Genomic DNA, 13232 nt, shown 5'->3' on the forward strand with positions numbered 1-13232 from the left:
GGCGGAGAACTGTCCGGTGACGCCGATGGCGGCGCGGACGCGGTGGGCGTCGGTGGTGAGGTCGTGTCCGGCGACGGTGGCGTGGCCGGCGTCGGCGGTGACGAGGGTGGAGAGGATCTTCACGGCGGTGGTCTTGCCCGCGCCGTTCGGACCGAGCAGGGCGAAGATCGTTCCTTCGGGGACGGCCAGGTCGACTCCGTCGAGGACGACCTTGTCGCCGTACGACTTGCGCAGACCGTTCGCCGCGATGGCGGGGTTCGTCATGACGGGTTCGCTCCTCGGGTCTGTGGGTGGTGGGGGGGGGGGCGTCTCAGTTGCTGTGGGCGGTGATGTCGCCGAGGGCGGTGGTGGCGCGGATGGCGAGCGCGGCGCCGGGACCCTGGGCGTTCCGGAGGCCGTTGCTGATCCGGCCGAGGGCGGTGCCGGCGTCGAGGGTGGCGGAGGTGCCCGGGGCGGCGCCGACGGTGATGGACCCGGCCTGGGTGTCGAGGACGACGGTGCCGCCGGCGGCCTCGGCGATGCGCAGGTCGCCTCGGGCGGTGGTGAGTTCGGCGTCGCCGCCGAGGCGGCCGAGGGTGATGCTCCCGTCCTGGAGGACGATCCGGACGCGGCCGGCCTCGTCGAGCTCGACCGGGCCCTGAGCGGCCTCGAAGGTGACGTCCCCGAGCCGCCCGACCCCCCGCAGGTCCGCGGCGGCGGCCTTGCCCTCGACGGAGGACCCGGCCGGGAGCTGCACGGTGACGTCGACGGAACCGGACGGCCCGAGGAGCCGGTTCGCGCCCTCGGCCCCGGTGACCCGCAGGACGCCGTCGGCGAAGGAGACGGCGGTCTCCTCGGCCGCCTTCACGTCACGGGACTTCTTGGCGTCGAGCGGCCGGACCTCGACCGTGACGTCGGCCCGCTCGGCGGCGACGAAGCGGAGACGACCGGCCGGGATGGCGACGAGGGCGGCGATCGGGGCGGTGGTGGCGAAGGTCTGCATGAGGTGTGTGCTCCTGTGGAGTGGTGTTGCCGTCGGCGTTTCCGACATGAGAAAAGCTACGTTGCTTTCCATTCTTCGACAACTCCTTCGTTGCACTTGATTGGCATCGCTGCAGCTCAGAGCAGATATTTCGTTGCAATAGAATCAGAATTGACGCAACGACATATGCCAGGACATTGCAATGACGAGAAGGTGAACGCTCTGCGCGACGGGGGATGCGGCAGGGAAACGCGACGGCCGGTGGGGCGGTCCGGAGACTCCGGACCGCCCCACCGGCCGAGGGCGCGGGGCGAGGGGAAGGCGAGGGGGCTACGTGGCGGCGGGGGCGGCGGCCGCGGCCTTCTGCGTACGCACCGCACCGATGCTCGCCGCGATGACGAGGGCGATCGCGAGGCCCTCCGCCACGGACAGGGCCTGGTGCAGCACGAGGAAGCCGGCACCGGCGGCGATGGCGGGCTCCAGGCTCATCAGGACGGCGAAGGTCGGGGCGGGCAGGCGGCGCAGGGCGAGGAGTTCGAGGGTGTACGGAAGCACCGAGGAGAGCAGTGCGACGCCGAGGCCCAGCGCGACCGTGGACGGCACGACCAGCGCGCCGCCCGCCTCCGCGATGCCGAGCGGCAGGCTGAGCACCGCGCCGAAGGCCATCGCGAGCGCCAGCCCGTCGGCCTGCGGGAAACGCCGGCCGGTCCGCGCGCTGAAGACGATGTACGCCGCCCACATGGCGCCCGCCGCGAGCGCGAAGCCCGCACCGAGCGGGTCGAGACCGCCGAACCCGCCGCCACCGAGCAGCGCGACGCCGCCGAAGGCGAGCCCGGCCCAGAGGAGGTTGACGAGCCGCCGCGAGGCGACGACGGAGAGGACCAGCGGGCCGAGCACCTCCAGGGTGACGGCGGCACCGAGCGGGATCCGGTCGATCGACTGGTAGAAGAGGATGTTCATGCCCGCCATGGCGGCGCCGAAGGCGACGACGGTCCCCCAGTCGGCCCGGCTGTAGCCGCGCACCTTGGGCCGGCAGACCAGCAGCAGGACGAGCGCGGCGAGCACGAGCCGCAGCGTGACGACGCCGAGCGCCCCGGCGCGCGGCATCAGCAGGACGGCGACGGCGGACCCGAACTGCACGGAGAACCCGCCGGCGACGACGAGCGCGACGGGCCCGAACCGCCGGGACGCGACACCGGAGGCGCGACCGGTACGGCGCCCCGAAGGGGCCCCGGAATCCACCGCGGAACCCACCGCGGAACCCGCCACGGAGTCCGCCGCGGGAACGGGGGCCGCCTCCGCCACCTGGCTGTCCACGCTCACCGCCACACCTCCAAAGTCCATTTCGCTAAACTCTCAGTCCAGAGTAATGCACTCCCCCGCACCCTGACGACCGGATTCCGCTTCCACGCTACGGAGGCCGGACCCGCCAACGGAAATGCCGATCACCCTGCGGTTATGCTCCGGAAACATGACCCTGCGCATCGAGCTGCGCCACCTCCGCTGCTTCCTCGCCATCGCCGAGGAGGAGAACCTCACCCGCGCCGCCGCCCGCCTCCACCTCACCCAGCCCGCCGTCTCCCGCACCCTCGCCGCCCTCGAACGGCACCTCGGCGCCCGGCTCGTCGACCGCTCCACCCACCACCTCGCCCTCACCCCCGAAGGCCGCGCCTTCCGCGAACGGGCCGCGGCCGCGCTGGCCGCCTTCGACGCCGCCGTCGACCCGGCGCGGCTCCACCACCGCCCCCTGCGCCTCGGCCACGCCTGGTCGGCCTTCGGCCCGTACACGACCCCCCTCCTGCGCCGCTGGCAGCGCGAACACCCGGAGACCCCCCTCGAACTCCTCCGGGTCGACGACCGCACGGCCGGCCTGGCCAGGGGTCAGGTCGACGCGGCCCTGCTGCGCGGCGCCGTCGAGGCCCCCGGCCTCGTCACCGCCGAACTCACCACCGAGCCCCGCGTGGCCGCACTCCCCTCGGACAGCCCCCTGGCGGACCGCCCGGGCGAGCTGACCCTCCTCGACCTGGCCGACGAGACGGTCGTCCTGAACACGGTCTCCGGCACGACCACCCTCACCCTGTGGCCCCTGCGCGCCCGCCCCACGAGCACCCTCACGGTCGCCAACACCGACGACTGGCTCACCGCCATCGCCGCGGCCCGGGGCGTGGGCGTCTCCTCCGCCTCCACGGCAGCGCTCCACCCCCACCCCGGAGTCACCTACCGCCCCCTGCCCGGCGCCCCGCCCCTCCCCGTCCTCCTCGCCTGGCGCGACGCCTTCCCCCACCCGGCGACGGAGGCCCTGGTGCGCATGGCCCGGGAGATCGTCGACGGCACCTGAGGCTGTCCGGCGCGCGGGAGCGACCGCCGGCGGGACGACGAGGGGCAGGGTGCCCCGCGCGCGTTACGTGCGCCCCGCCCCCGAGACGCGGCGTCGCCAGGCCAGCGCCGGTGCCGCGACGGCCAGGGCGAAGAGCACGGCGGCCGTGATCAGGTACGGCGCGGCGGTTCCCCGCGTCAGCACGTAGAGCCCGCAGGCCGCGCCGCCGGTGGCAACGCCGAGAACGGGAGGCCAACGGTCGTCGGTCAGACCGGTCACCACCACGAGGTACGTGGGCATCGCGGCGAGGAAGAACGCCCAGCCGCGCACCTCGTAGCCGTCGGCGGCGACACATCCTCCGCGGGGCCCGCGCTCACAGCCGCCCTCGATGAACCCCAGGAGGCCCCACGTCAGGGCACCCATGACGACAACGGCCAGCGGCACCCACCACCCCCGCAAGGAACGCCCCTGCCCCATGCCCACCCCCACAGACCGACAACCGGTGCGATCGTAGGACCCCACAGCGGTCAGCGGGGCTCGGATCCGACCGGAAGGCCCCGCTACCGCTCCCGCCGCAGCGAGCGCCAGACGTGTCGGGCCCAGGCGTGCTGACCCGGCTCCTCGTACGAGCAGAACAGGCCGGCCGCCGAGCCGTCGGGCTCCACCGCGTACGCCGTCAGCTCGTGCCGTGTCCGGCCCGTGTCCCGCGGCGTGAGCCAGGAGGCGTACCGGACCCCGCCGTCCGCCGACCTCTCCCGGTGCTCCTGCCCCTCCGGCACCACGGGCGCCTCGGGCTCCTCGCCGATCAGCGCGGCGAGGAAGTCCTCGGCCGCGCGCCCCCGCTCGGTGTCCTGGAAGAGCGTCACGGCCACGCTGCGGCCCTGCGTCGCGAACTGGTCGACGCCGTTCTCGAACCGCCCCGAGAACCCGGCGGACCGCTCCACCGACCACCCGTCACCGAGTTCGGTCCGGACCGCGACCGGCAGCGGGTGGGGGAAGCGGGCGAGCACGTGGTCCCGGTCCCAGACCTCCCCGATCAGCCGCTCCGCCTCCGGCCCGTGCCCCTCCACGAGGTACGGCAGCTCCCCGACGTCCTTGATCCGCCCCGTGAGCTCCGCCCCGAGCACCGCCTCGCCCCACGGCTGCACGGCGTTCGCGAGCCGCCCGCGCACGACGAGCTCCGGGTACGCGGCCTCGTCGTCCCAGACGTCGGCGGCGTGCAGGAACGTCTCCTCGTCCACCTCGACCCAGGCCCCGAGCACCAGCTCGGTCTCGCCCGTCAGCCGCACGGGCAGCAGGCACCGCACGAAGAACCCGGCCCCGTCGAGCGCGAGCAGCGCGCTGGGACCGGGCGACCGGCGGGCCTCCTCCGGAAGCTCGAAGGCGAGGTCCGGGAGCCCGAAGCGAACGTCGATCCGTCGCTCGTCGAGGAGCGGGTCACCACAGCAGGAGCAGGTGGCGGTGGGTGCGGTCATGTCCATCCCCGCACCTTAAGCCGCCCGGTCACGCGCCCGTCACGCCGCCGGCTTGCGCCACACGGAGACGTGCTTCGTGGAGTCCTGGGCGAACGGGGTGCCGTCCCAGTCCGCGACACGGCGTTCGGGTTCCAGGCCGGCGAGCCGTGCCATCAGGTCGAGTTCCGCGGGCCAGGCGTACCGGTGGCGGGAGTTCCCGCGGCGGTAGCGGCCGTCTTCGAGGGTGAAGTGGTGCGAGACGAGGACCTGCTCGACCAGGTCGAAGGTGTCGAAGCCGAGGTGCCGCTCGGAGACGTCGAACGGCACCGCGACCTGGCCGGGCGGCAGGAGCCGCAGGGGCGGCAGGAGCAGCTCGATGACGAAGCGGCCGCCGGGCTCCAGGTGGCGTGCGGCGTTGCGGAAGCACTCGACCTGCTCGTCCTGCGTGAGCAGGTTCGTGATGGTGTTGTAGACGAGGTAGACCAGGGTGAATCCGCCCGGGACGACGGTGGTGGCCATGTCCCCGATGGTCACCGGGAGCGTGTCCTCGTCGACCTTGCGCCGCAGGACCGCCGCCATGTGCTCGGACAGTTCGATGCCCACGACCGGCACGCCGCGTTCCCGGAGGGGGACGCCCACGCGTCCGGTGCCGATGGCGAACTCCAGCGCCCGGCCGTCTCCGGCCAGCTCGGCGAGGAAGTCGAGGGTCGGTCCGGTGGCCGGGGCCTCCTCGGCGTCGTAGCGTTCGGCGGTCTCTCGGTTCCAGAGTTCACTGCTCGTCACGGACGGGCACTCTGCCGGGAACCGGGGGACGCTGTCGACGCATTTACCCTCGGGCCATGGCGATCACCTACGAGTGGCGGGGCGCTTTCGACAACGCCGCGCTCGGCGCACTGCACGCGGAGGGCTTCGGCGCGTCGGCGCCGGAGATCGACTGGCGAGGGCGGGTGCGGCGGCACAGCCTCGGCTGGGTCTGCGCGCGGGACGGCGGCGCGCTCGTCGGGTTCGTCAACGTCGCCTGGGACGGCGGCGGACACGCGTTCGTCCTCGACACCGTGGTCGCGGGCGACCGCCGCCGGTCGGGGATCGGCGCCGAGCTCGTCGCCGAGGCCGCCCGGCAGGCCCGCGCGGCCGGATGCGCGTGGCTCCACGTCGACTTCGAGGAAGACCTGCGGGCGTTCTACCTCGACGCCTGCGGATTCGAGCCGACGGCGGCCGGCCTGATCGCGCTCTGACCGGCGGCGCCGTCGTCCGCCGTACCCCGGACGGGCGGGCCTACGGCTTGTGGGTCACCCAGAGCAGTTCCGCGGGCCAGCGGTGCGCCCAGTCGGGCGGATCGGTCTCGTTGTAGCCGTTGGGGGTTCCGGGCCCCGGCCGGGGCTCGATGAGGTCGTCGATGACGAGACCCGCGCCGCGCAGCACCCTGACCCAGTCGCCGTAGGTGAGCTGATAGCTGGTCGCCCCGTCGCCCTCGGCGATGGCGTCCAGCCCGAAGTAGTCCTTCTGCAAGGTCGTGGTCACGCGGCCGGCGTCCTCGTCGTAGCAGGCTTCGAACCACGGACTGGCGACGTTGAACACCAGGCGCCCGCCCCGCCGCAGGACCCGCGCGGCCTGCGGCACGGCCAGCTGCGGAGGCGCCCAGCTGAGCCCGCCGAAGTCGCAGAACACCAGGTCGAAGCTCTCGTCGGCGAAGGGCAGCCGCTCGGCCGCCCCTTGCACCAGCGGACACCGCCCCTCCCCCATCGCGCCCACCGCCGCGGCGAGTTGGGCCTCGGACAGGTCGACCCCGACCACGGAAGCCCCCTCGGCGACGAGCGCCCTGGACCACTGCCCGGCGCCGCAGCCGAGTTCGAGGACGCGCTTCCCCCTGACGTCACCCAGGGCGCGCAGCTCCGCGTCGGGAACGGAGTACATCCCCCACAGCCGGGGCGCGGCGCCGATCCGGGGATCGTGCTCACGCTGATAGGCGCCGCTGATCCGATTCCAGAGCCGCCGGTTGGCGGGGATGCTGTCCACGCGCCGACTCCAGCACCGCCCGCCGACGGAGGTCAACACCAGGGGAACCCCGGCCCCGGGAGACCTCACCCCTCCTCGTCCAGCGCCTCCGCCAGGAGCTCCGCCAGGTGTCGCCCCCTCCCGGGCGTCAGGTGTCCGATCTGGGTCCGGCACGAGAAGCCGTCCGCCAGGACCGCCGCGGTGCTCGGAGCCGTACGCAGGGCCGGCAGGAGCCGGTCCTCCGCGCAGGCTCGCGAGACCTCCTCGTGGCCCGGCTCGAAGCCGAAGTTGCCCGCCAGTCCGCAGCAGCCGCCCGCCAACTCGCCGACCAGCCCGGCCCGTTCCCTCAGGCGCCGGTCCGGCGCGTCGCCCAGGACGGCGTGCTGGTGGCAGTGGGTCTGGCCGGTGACCGGGCGGTCGATCCTCGGCGGGGTCCAGTCGGGGGCCAGCTCCTCCAGAGCCTCGGCGAACGTCCGGACGGAGCCCGCGAGGCGGGCGGCCCTCGGGTCGTCCGGGAGCAGTTCCACCAGATCGGTGCGGAGGGTGGCCGCGCAGGAGGGCTCCAGTACGACCACCGGACCACCCGCCCCGTCCATCACGTCCAGCATCCTCCTCATCACCCTCCGGGCCGCCCCCAACTGCCCCGTGGACACGTACGTCAGTCCGCAGCACACCCGTCCCGCGGGAAGCTCCACGCCGAGCCCGGCGTCCTCCAGGACCCGGACCGCCGCCCGGCCGACCTCCGGTGCCAGGTGGTCGGTGAAGGTGTCCGGCCAGAGGGTGAGCGCGGGCGGGCGGGCGGAGGAGCGGTCGGCGAACCACGACGTGAAGGTGCGTGCGGCGACCCGGGGCAGGGCCCGTTCCGGAGTGACGCCCGCGAGCCGGGCGGCGTAGGGGAGGCGCATTGCCGCGTTCAGGCCGCGCCCGAAGTGGGCGAGCAGGGAGGGGAGGCGGCCCATCGTCCAGTGCGAGCGCGGGCGGCGCCACCAGCCGCTCACCCCCGCGTAGTGGCGGTCCAGGAACTCGGCCTTGTACGCGGCCATGTCGACGCCCACCGGGCAGTCGCTGCGGCAGCCCTTGCAGGAGAGGCAGAGGTCCAGCGCTTCCCGGACCTCCTCCGAGCGCCAGCCGTCCGTGATGACCTCGCCGATCGCCATCTCGTGCAGGAGCCGGGCGCGGCCCCGCGTCGAGTGCTTCTCCTCACCGGTGGCACGGAAGGACGGGCACATCACGGACGGACCCGAACTCGGCCCCTCCACGCGGCACTTGGCGACCCCCACGCACCGCGCCGCCTCCCTCCCCGCCCCGACCAGCCTCAGCCCCTCGAACCGCAGCCCCGAATCGAGCGGCTCGGGACGGACGAGCATCCCCGGGTTCAGCCCCCCGTCCGGGTCCCACAGGTCCTTCACCGCCCCGAACAGCCCGACGAGCTCCTCCCCGTACATCCTCGGCAGCAGCTCCGCCCGCGCCTTGCCGTCCCCGTGCTCGCCGGACAAGGAGCCGCCGTGCGCGACCACGAGCCCGGCGACGGCCTCCGAGAAGCGGCGGAAGGCCCGGACGCCCTTCGGCGTCCACAGGTCGAAGTCGATGCGGACGTGGACGCAGCCGTCGCCGAAGTGGCCGTAGGGGGTCCCCCGCAGGCCGTGCTCGGCCAGCAGGGCGCGGAAGTCGCGCAGGTACGCGCCCAGCCGGGCCGGCGGCACCGCGCAGTCCTCCCAGCCGGGCCAGGCCTCCCCGCCGCCGGGCGTCCGGGTGGCCGTTCCGGCCGCGTCCTCCCGGATCCGCCACAGGGCGCGCTGCCCGGCCGGGGCGCGTACGACGGCGGTGTCGAGCGCGTCCGCGGCCCGCACGAGGCGCCGCGCCGCGCCGTCCCCGTCGACCTCGCAGAACAGCCATGCCCCGCCCCGCGGCAGGCCCTGCGCGTCCCCCACCAGGTCGGCCGCCATGCCTTCCACCGTCAGCGCTCCGTACGCCGCGAGGCCCGCCGCCGCGTCCGCCGCGGCCGTCTCGTCGGCGTAGCCGAGGACGACGAGGACCGGGTCGTCGGGCAGCGGGACGAGGCGGACGGTCGCCTCGGTCACCACCCCCAGGGTTCCCTCGCTGCCGACGAAGGAGCGGACGACGTCCGTGCCCCGTTCGGGGAGCAGCGCGTCGAGGGCGTAGCCGGAGATGCGGCGGGGCAGGCCGGGCGGGTAGCCGGTGCGCAGGAGGGCGAGGTGGCGGTCGACGAGGTCCGTCAGGCCGGCGGGGGCGCCTTGCCCGTCCCTCCCCAGCGTCAACCTCTCGCCCCGGTAGCTCACCACTTCCAGTGAGTGGATGTTGTCGGCGGTGGTGCCCCAGGCGACGGAGTGGGCGCCGCAGGCGTTGTTGCCGATCATGCCGCCGAGGGTGCAGCGGCTGTGGGTGGACGGGTCGGGTCCGAAGGTGAGGCCGTACGGGCGCACCGCCTCCCGCAGCCGGTCGAGGACGAGGCCGGGGCGGACGACGGCGGTGCGGGCGGCGGGGTCGACGGAGACGAGGCCGTCCATGTGGCGTGTGAGGTCGAGCACGACGCCGGTGCCGGTGGCCTGGCCTCCGATGGAGGTGCCCGCGCCGCGCGGGACGACGGGGACGGCGCCGTGCCGGCGGCAGATCTCCAGGGCGGCGGCGAGGTCGTCGGCGTCGCGCGGCGCGACCGTACCGGCGGGCACGCGGCGGTAGTTGGAGGCGTCCATGGTCACGAGGGCCCGGGCGGAGGCGCTGAAGTCGACGTCCCCGGCGAGGGCGGCTGCCAGGTCGGCGGCGAGGTCGGCGGAGGGGCCTGCGGCGTGTCTGTCGTCTGTTCCCACAACGCAAGGATGTCTCGTGGTTCGTCTCATCGGGCGGACATCCCGCGACCGGGCCCTGCCCGACCCGATACTCTCCGGCTCGTGGCCGACATCCAGATTCCCGCTGACATCAAGCCCGCAGACGGTCGTTTCGGCGCGGGCCCCTCCAAGGTGCGGACGGAGGCGCTGGACGCCCTGGCCGCCACCGGAACGTCCCTCCTGGGCACGTCCCACCGCCAGGCTCCGGTCAAGAACCTGGTCGGCGAGGTCCGTACCGGGATCCGTGACCTCTTCTCGCTGCCCGAGGGCTACGAGGTGATCCTCGGCAACGGCGGCTCGACCGCCTTCTGGGACATCGCGACCCACGGTCTGATCGAGTCCAAGTCGCAGCACCTCACCTTCGGCGAGTTCTCGTCCAAGTTCGCGAAGGCCGCGAAGCTGGCCCCGTGGCTGGCCGAGCCGACCGTCGTCTCCTCCGAGCCGGGCACCCACCCGGAGCCGGTGGCCGAGGCGGGCGTGGACGTCTACGCGTACACGCACAACGAGACCTCGACCGGTGTCGCCGCCCCGCTGAAGCGGGTCGCGGGCGCCGACGAGGGCGCGCTGGTCCTGGTGGACGCGACCTCGGGCGCGGGCGGTCTGCCCGTCGACATCACCGAGACGGACGTCTACTACTTCGCCCCGCAGAAGTCCTTCGCCGCCGAGGGCGGCCTGTGGCTGGCGGCGTTCTCCCCGGCGGCCCTGGAGCGGGCGCAGCGGATCCACGCCTCCGGCCGGCACATCCCGGAGTTCTTCTCGCTGCCGACGGCGATCGACAACTCGCTGAAGAACCAGACGTACAACACCCCGGCGCTGTCGACCCTCTTCCTGCTGAACGAGCAGCTGAAGTGGATCAACGGCCAGGGCGGTCTGGAGTGGGCCGTGGCGCGGACGAAGGAGTCCTCGGACGCCCTCTACACGTGGGCCGAGGAGTCGAAGTACGCGACGCCGTTCGTGACGGACGCGGCGAAGCGCTCGCAGGTCATCGGCACGATCGACTTCGCGGACGAGATCGACGCGGCGGCGGTCGCGAAGGTGCTGCGCGCGAACGGGATCGTGGACACGGAGCCCTACCGGAAGCTGGGCCGCAACCAGCTGCGCATCGCGATGTTCCCGGCGGTCGACCCGGCGGACGTGCGCGCGCTGACGGCCTGCATCGACCACGTGATCGAGCGTCTCTGATCACGGCTCGTGGCGAGCGGTAGCGGAGGGGGTCCGGCACGGGTGCCGGGCCCCCTCCGTCTCTGTCATCCGGCGGCTGCCTGCGCCTTCACGTGGTCGATGACGGCGGTGAACTCCTCCGTCGGGGAGAACTCGACGACGTCGGTGTCCTCCAGCGCCTCGGGGGCGTGGCCGGGCCCCCAGTAGTAGGCCTGCCCGGCCTCGTAGACGTCCTCTCCGGAGGCGGTCCGCATCCTGATGCTGCCCTTGAACACGTATCCCCAGTGCGGGCACTGGCACAGGTCGCCCTCCAGGCCCTTGAGCGCGGGTGCCATGTCGGTGCCCTTGGGGAGGTGGATGAAGGCCACGGTCATGCCGCCGCCCGCCTCCCGCATCCGGAAGTCGAGACCGCCGCCCTCCATGGCGACCGGGGTGTCCTCACGCGTGAATGCCGTCATGACGCCTCACCTCTTCGCTCTCCTTCCAGTCTGGCCCTGGGAGGTCAGCCGCGCCGCAGGAGCCGCTTGACGCCGAGGACGAGGACGGTGGCGCCGGCGAGGACGAGGAAGCCGGTGGTGGCGCTGCCGCCGGAGTCGGTGGCCGCCGGGGTGGTGCCCCCCGTGCCGGGGGTCGGGGCGGCCGGGTCCCGGGCCGTGTCCGGTGCCGCCGTGCGGGGGGCGTCCTCGCGCTCCACGCGGACGACCCGGCTCCCCTGCCCTTCCGAGCCGAAGAGGTAGGCGGAGCCGTCGGGCGTGTACGTGACCGACTCCGCCTGGCCCTGGAAGGGGGCGCCGGGGGAGGTGCCGTCGCCCTCGATGCGGCCGTCCTTCCAGACGTACTCGCGGGCGCTGAAGTAGCTCCGCAGGAGGAGCCGGTCGCCGTCGGGCGAGAAGGCGCCGTCGGTCACCCAGGGGACCTCGCCGATGCGGCGGAAGGTGTTGGTGCCGGAGGTGGAGAGACGCTCGGGGCCGGCGTAGAGGCCGCCGCCGTCCTCGTTCTTGCTGGCGATGTAGACGCGGCCGGTCTTCGGGTGGACCATCAGCGCCTCGGCGTTGCGGGGGCCGTCGGCGTACTTCACGTCGTACTGCTTCGCCTGGACGGTCTGGTCCTTGAGGGTCTTCGGCTCGGGGAAGCGGTAGATCCAGACGTGGTCCCAGGAGCCGTCGAGGTTGTCGCCGATGTCGCCGACGTAGATGTCGCCGTCCGGGCCGACGGAGATGGCCTCCATGTCCCTGGGGGTGCCGACCCCGGCCATCGTCAGGGTCGCGACCGTCTCCCCCGTACGGGAGTCGACGCCGAAGATCCGGGGCTGGTCCTGGTCGTTGTGGGTCCAGTAGATCCCGGGGTGCGCCCGGCTGGCGGCGAGGCCGCTGGACTCGGTGATCCGCGGGTCGGCGAGGGTGAAGTCCCGGTCGGGTTCCTGCCCTTCGGCGTGGGCATGGCCGGCCGGGAGCAGCGCCAGGGTGGCGGCCGCGGCGAGGGCGCACAGTGCAGATCGCATGGGATCAAGCGTGCCATGGCGCCGGGGAAACAGCCTTGACCTGCGCGGAAGCCGCTGTCATGGTCGCGCCCATGCCTACCTTCACCGCGCCGGACGGCACGGAACTCGCCTACCACGTCACCGGTTCCCTCCCCGGATCCGGTCCCGCGCTGCTCTGCCTGCCCGGCGGTCCGATGCAGGACTCCGCGTACCTCGGGGACCTGGGCGGGCTCACCGCCTTCCGGCAGGTGATCCGGCTCGATCTGCGGGGCACGGGCGCGTCGGCGGTGCCGGAGGACCCGTCCTCGTACCGCTGCGACCGGCTGGTGGAGGACGTGGAGGCGCTCCGCGTCCGCCTCGGGCTGGACACGGTCGACGTCCTCGGGCACTCGGCGGGCGCGAACCTGGCCGCGCTGTACACGGCCCGGTACCCGGGGCGGGTGTCCCGGCTGGTCCTGGCGGCCCCGGGCACGGCGGCCGTCGGCCTGGACACGAGCGGCGAGGAGCGGCTGACGGCGGCGCGGCAGCCGTGGCGGGAGGGCGAGCCGTGGTTCGCGGAGGCGTACGCGGCGCTGGAGGACCTGGCGTCGGGGCGGGGCGGGCCCGGGACGTTCGCGGCGGTCGCGCCCTTCTTCCACGGCACCTGGGACGACGCGGCGCGCGAGCGGGACGCGGCCGCGCACCGGCAGCGGAACGGCGAGGCCGCCGGGGCGTACGGCTCCGAGGGCGCCTACGACCCGGCGGCGACGCGCGCGGCGCTCGCGGCGTTCGGCCGGCCCGTGCTGGTCGTCGCCGGCGAGGGCGACGCGAACACCCCGCCGCCGACGGCCGCCGCGTACGCGGAGCTGTTCCCGGCGGCCCGGCTGGAGGTCCTGAAGGGCGGCGGGCACTTCCCGTGGCACGACGACGCGGCGTGGTTCGCGGGGCGGGTGGCGGACTTCCTGGACGCGCAGGCGGCGCGGCCCGTCTGAACGGGAGGTGTCGCCCCGTACAACCTTTCGGGCGCGAGCCGGGTCTG

14 protein-coding genes are annotated in these 13232 nt (G+C 74.0%); 4 read left to right on the forward strand and 10 right to left on the reverse strand.

The window, feature by feature from the left end:
- The 3 genes from AB0E19_RS20515 to AB0E19_RS20525 form a co-directional block, all read right to left on the reverse strand.
- The coding region (locus AB0E19_RS20515) for an ATP-binding cassette domain-containing protein (RefSeq protein ID WP_362181883.1) at positions 1-264 on the reverse strand (264 nt) is incomplete at its 3' end.
- 46 nt (positions 265-310) lie between these two features.
- On the reverse strand, positions 311-982 hold the full coding sequence (locus AB0E19_RS20520) for a hypothetical protein (protein WP_362181886.1): 672 nt from the start codon (positions 980-982) through the stop codon (positions 311-313).
- A 309-nt stretch (positions 983-1291) separates the two neighbouring features.
- The gene (locus AB0E19_RS20525) at positions 1292-2278 is read right to left on the reverse strand and encodes an EamA family transporter (RefSeq protein WP_362182443.1); all 987 of its coding nucleotides are present in this window, start codon (positions 2276-2278) and stop codon (positions 1292-1294) included.
- Positions 2279-2399: 121 nt separating this feature from the next.
- Here AB0E19_RS20525 and AB0E19_RS20530 point away from each other — a divergent pair, with 121 nt between their 5' ends.
- Positions 2400-3299 carry a LysR family transcriptional regulator gene (locus tag AB0E19_RS20530; RefSeq protein WP_362181889.1) on the forward strand — a complete coding sequence of 300 codons (900 nt, stop codon included), beginning with the start codon at positions 2400-2402 and terminating at the stop codon, positions 3297-3299.
- Between the two features lie 63 nt (positions 3300-3362).
- On the opposite strand, the gene AB0E19_RS20535 is transcribed toward AB0E19_RS20530, so the two are convergent.
- The 3 genes from AB0E19_RS20535 to AB0E19_RS20545 form a co-directional block, all read right to left on the reverse strand.
- Positions 3363-3701, reverse strand: coding sequence for a hypothetical protein (locus AB0E19_RS20535; protein ID WP_362181892.1), 339 nt, complete (start codon positions 3699-3701; stop codon positions 3363-3365).
- Positions 3702-3838: 137 nt separating this feature from the next.
- Entirely contained in the window at positions 3839-4753 is a 915-nt protein-coding gene (locus tag AB0E19_RS20540; RefSeq protein ID WP_362181895.1) for a DUF2199 domain-containing protein, read from the reverse strand.
- A gap of 39 nt (positions 4754-4792) precedes the next feature.
- Complete coding sequence (locus AB0E19_RS20545) at positions 4793-5515, reverse strand: class I SAM-dependent methyltransferase (protein ID WP_362181898.1); 723 nt, start codon at positions 5513-5515, stop codon at positions 4793-4795.
- A gap of 56 nt (positions 5516-5571) precedes the next feature.
- On the opposite strand from AB0E19_RS20545, the gene AB0E19_RS20550 reads away from it, so the two are divergent.
- The gene (locus tag AB0E19_RS20550; RefSeq protein ID WP_362181902.1) at positions 5572-5967 is read left to right on the forward strand and encodes a GNAT family N-acetyltransferase; all 396 of its coding nucleotides are present in this window, start codon (positions 5572-5574) and stop codon (positions 5965-5967) included.
- Between the two features lie 40 nt (positions 5968-6007).
- Here AB0E19_RS20550 and AB0E19_RS20555 read toward each other — a convergent pair whose 3' ends face one another.
- A complete protein-coding gene (locus AB0E19_RS20555; RefSeq protein ID WP_362181905.1) occupies positions 6008-6748 on the reverse strand; it encodes a class I SAM-dependent methyltransferase in 741 nt (246 codons plus the stop codon).
- Positions 6749-6813: 65 nt separating this feature from the next.
- Positions 6814-9585, reverse strand: coding sequence for an FAD-binding and (Fe-S)-binding domain-containing protein (locus AB0E19_RS20560; protein WP_362181908.1), 2772 nt, complete (start codon positions 9583-9585; stop codon positions 6814-6816).
- Positions 9586-9636: 51 nt separating this feature from the next.
- Between AB0E19_RS20560 and serC the strand changes: the two genes are divergently transcribed.
- Positions 9637-10755: a phosphoserine transaminase gene (gene serC, locus AB0E19_RS20565; RefSeq protein WP_362181911.1), complete on the forward strand. Its 1119-nt coding sequence runs from the start codon at positions 9637-9639 to the stop codon at positions 10753-10755.
- A 65-nt stretch (positions 10756-10820) separates the two neighbouring features.
- Here the strand turns inward: serC and AB0E19_RS20570 are convergent, their stop codons facing one another.
- Both AB0E19_RS20570 and AB0E19_RS20575 read right to left on the reverse strand, forming a co-directional pair.
- A complete protein-coding gene (locus tag AB0E19_RS20570) occupies positions 10821-11192 on the reverse strand; it encodes a hypothetical protein (protein WP_362181914.1) in 372 nt (123 codons plus the stop codon).
- A gap of 44 nt (positions 11193-11236) precedes the next feature.
- On the reverse strand, positions 11237-12235 hold the full coding sequence (locus AB0E19_RS20575) for a WD40 repeat domain-containing protein (RefSeq protein ID WP_362181917.1): 999 nt from the start codon (positions 12233-12235) through the stop codon (positions 11237-11239).
- A 71-nt stretch (positions 12236-12306) separates the two neighbouring features.
- On the opposite strand from AB0E19_RS20575, the gene AB0E19_RS20580 reads away from it, so the two are divergent.
- Positions 12307-13185, forward strand: coding sequence for an alpha/beta hydrolase (locus AB0E19_RS20580; RefSeq protein ID WP_362181920.1), 879 nt, complete (start codon positions 12307-12309; stop codon positions 13183-13185).
- Positions 13186-13232: the final 47 nt, after the last annotated feature.

The organism is Streptomyces sp. NPDC047974, from assembly GCF_040653375.1.
In the GTDB taxonomy this organism is placed as follows: Bacteria; Actinomycetota; Actinomycetes; order Streptomycetales; family Streptomycetaceae; genus Streptomyces.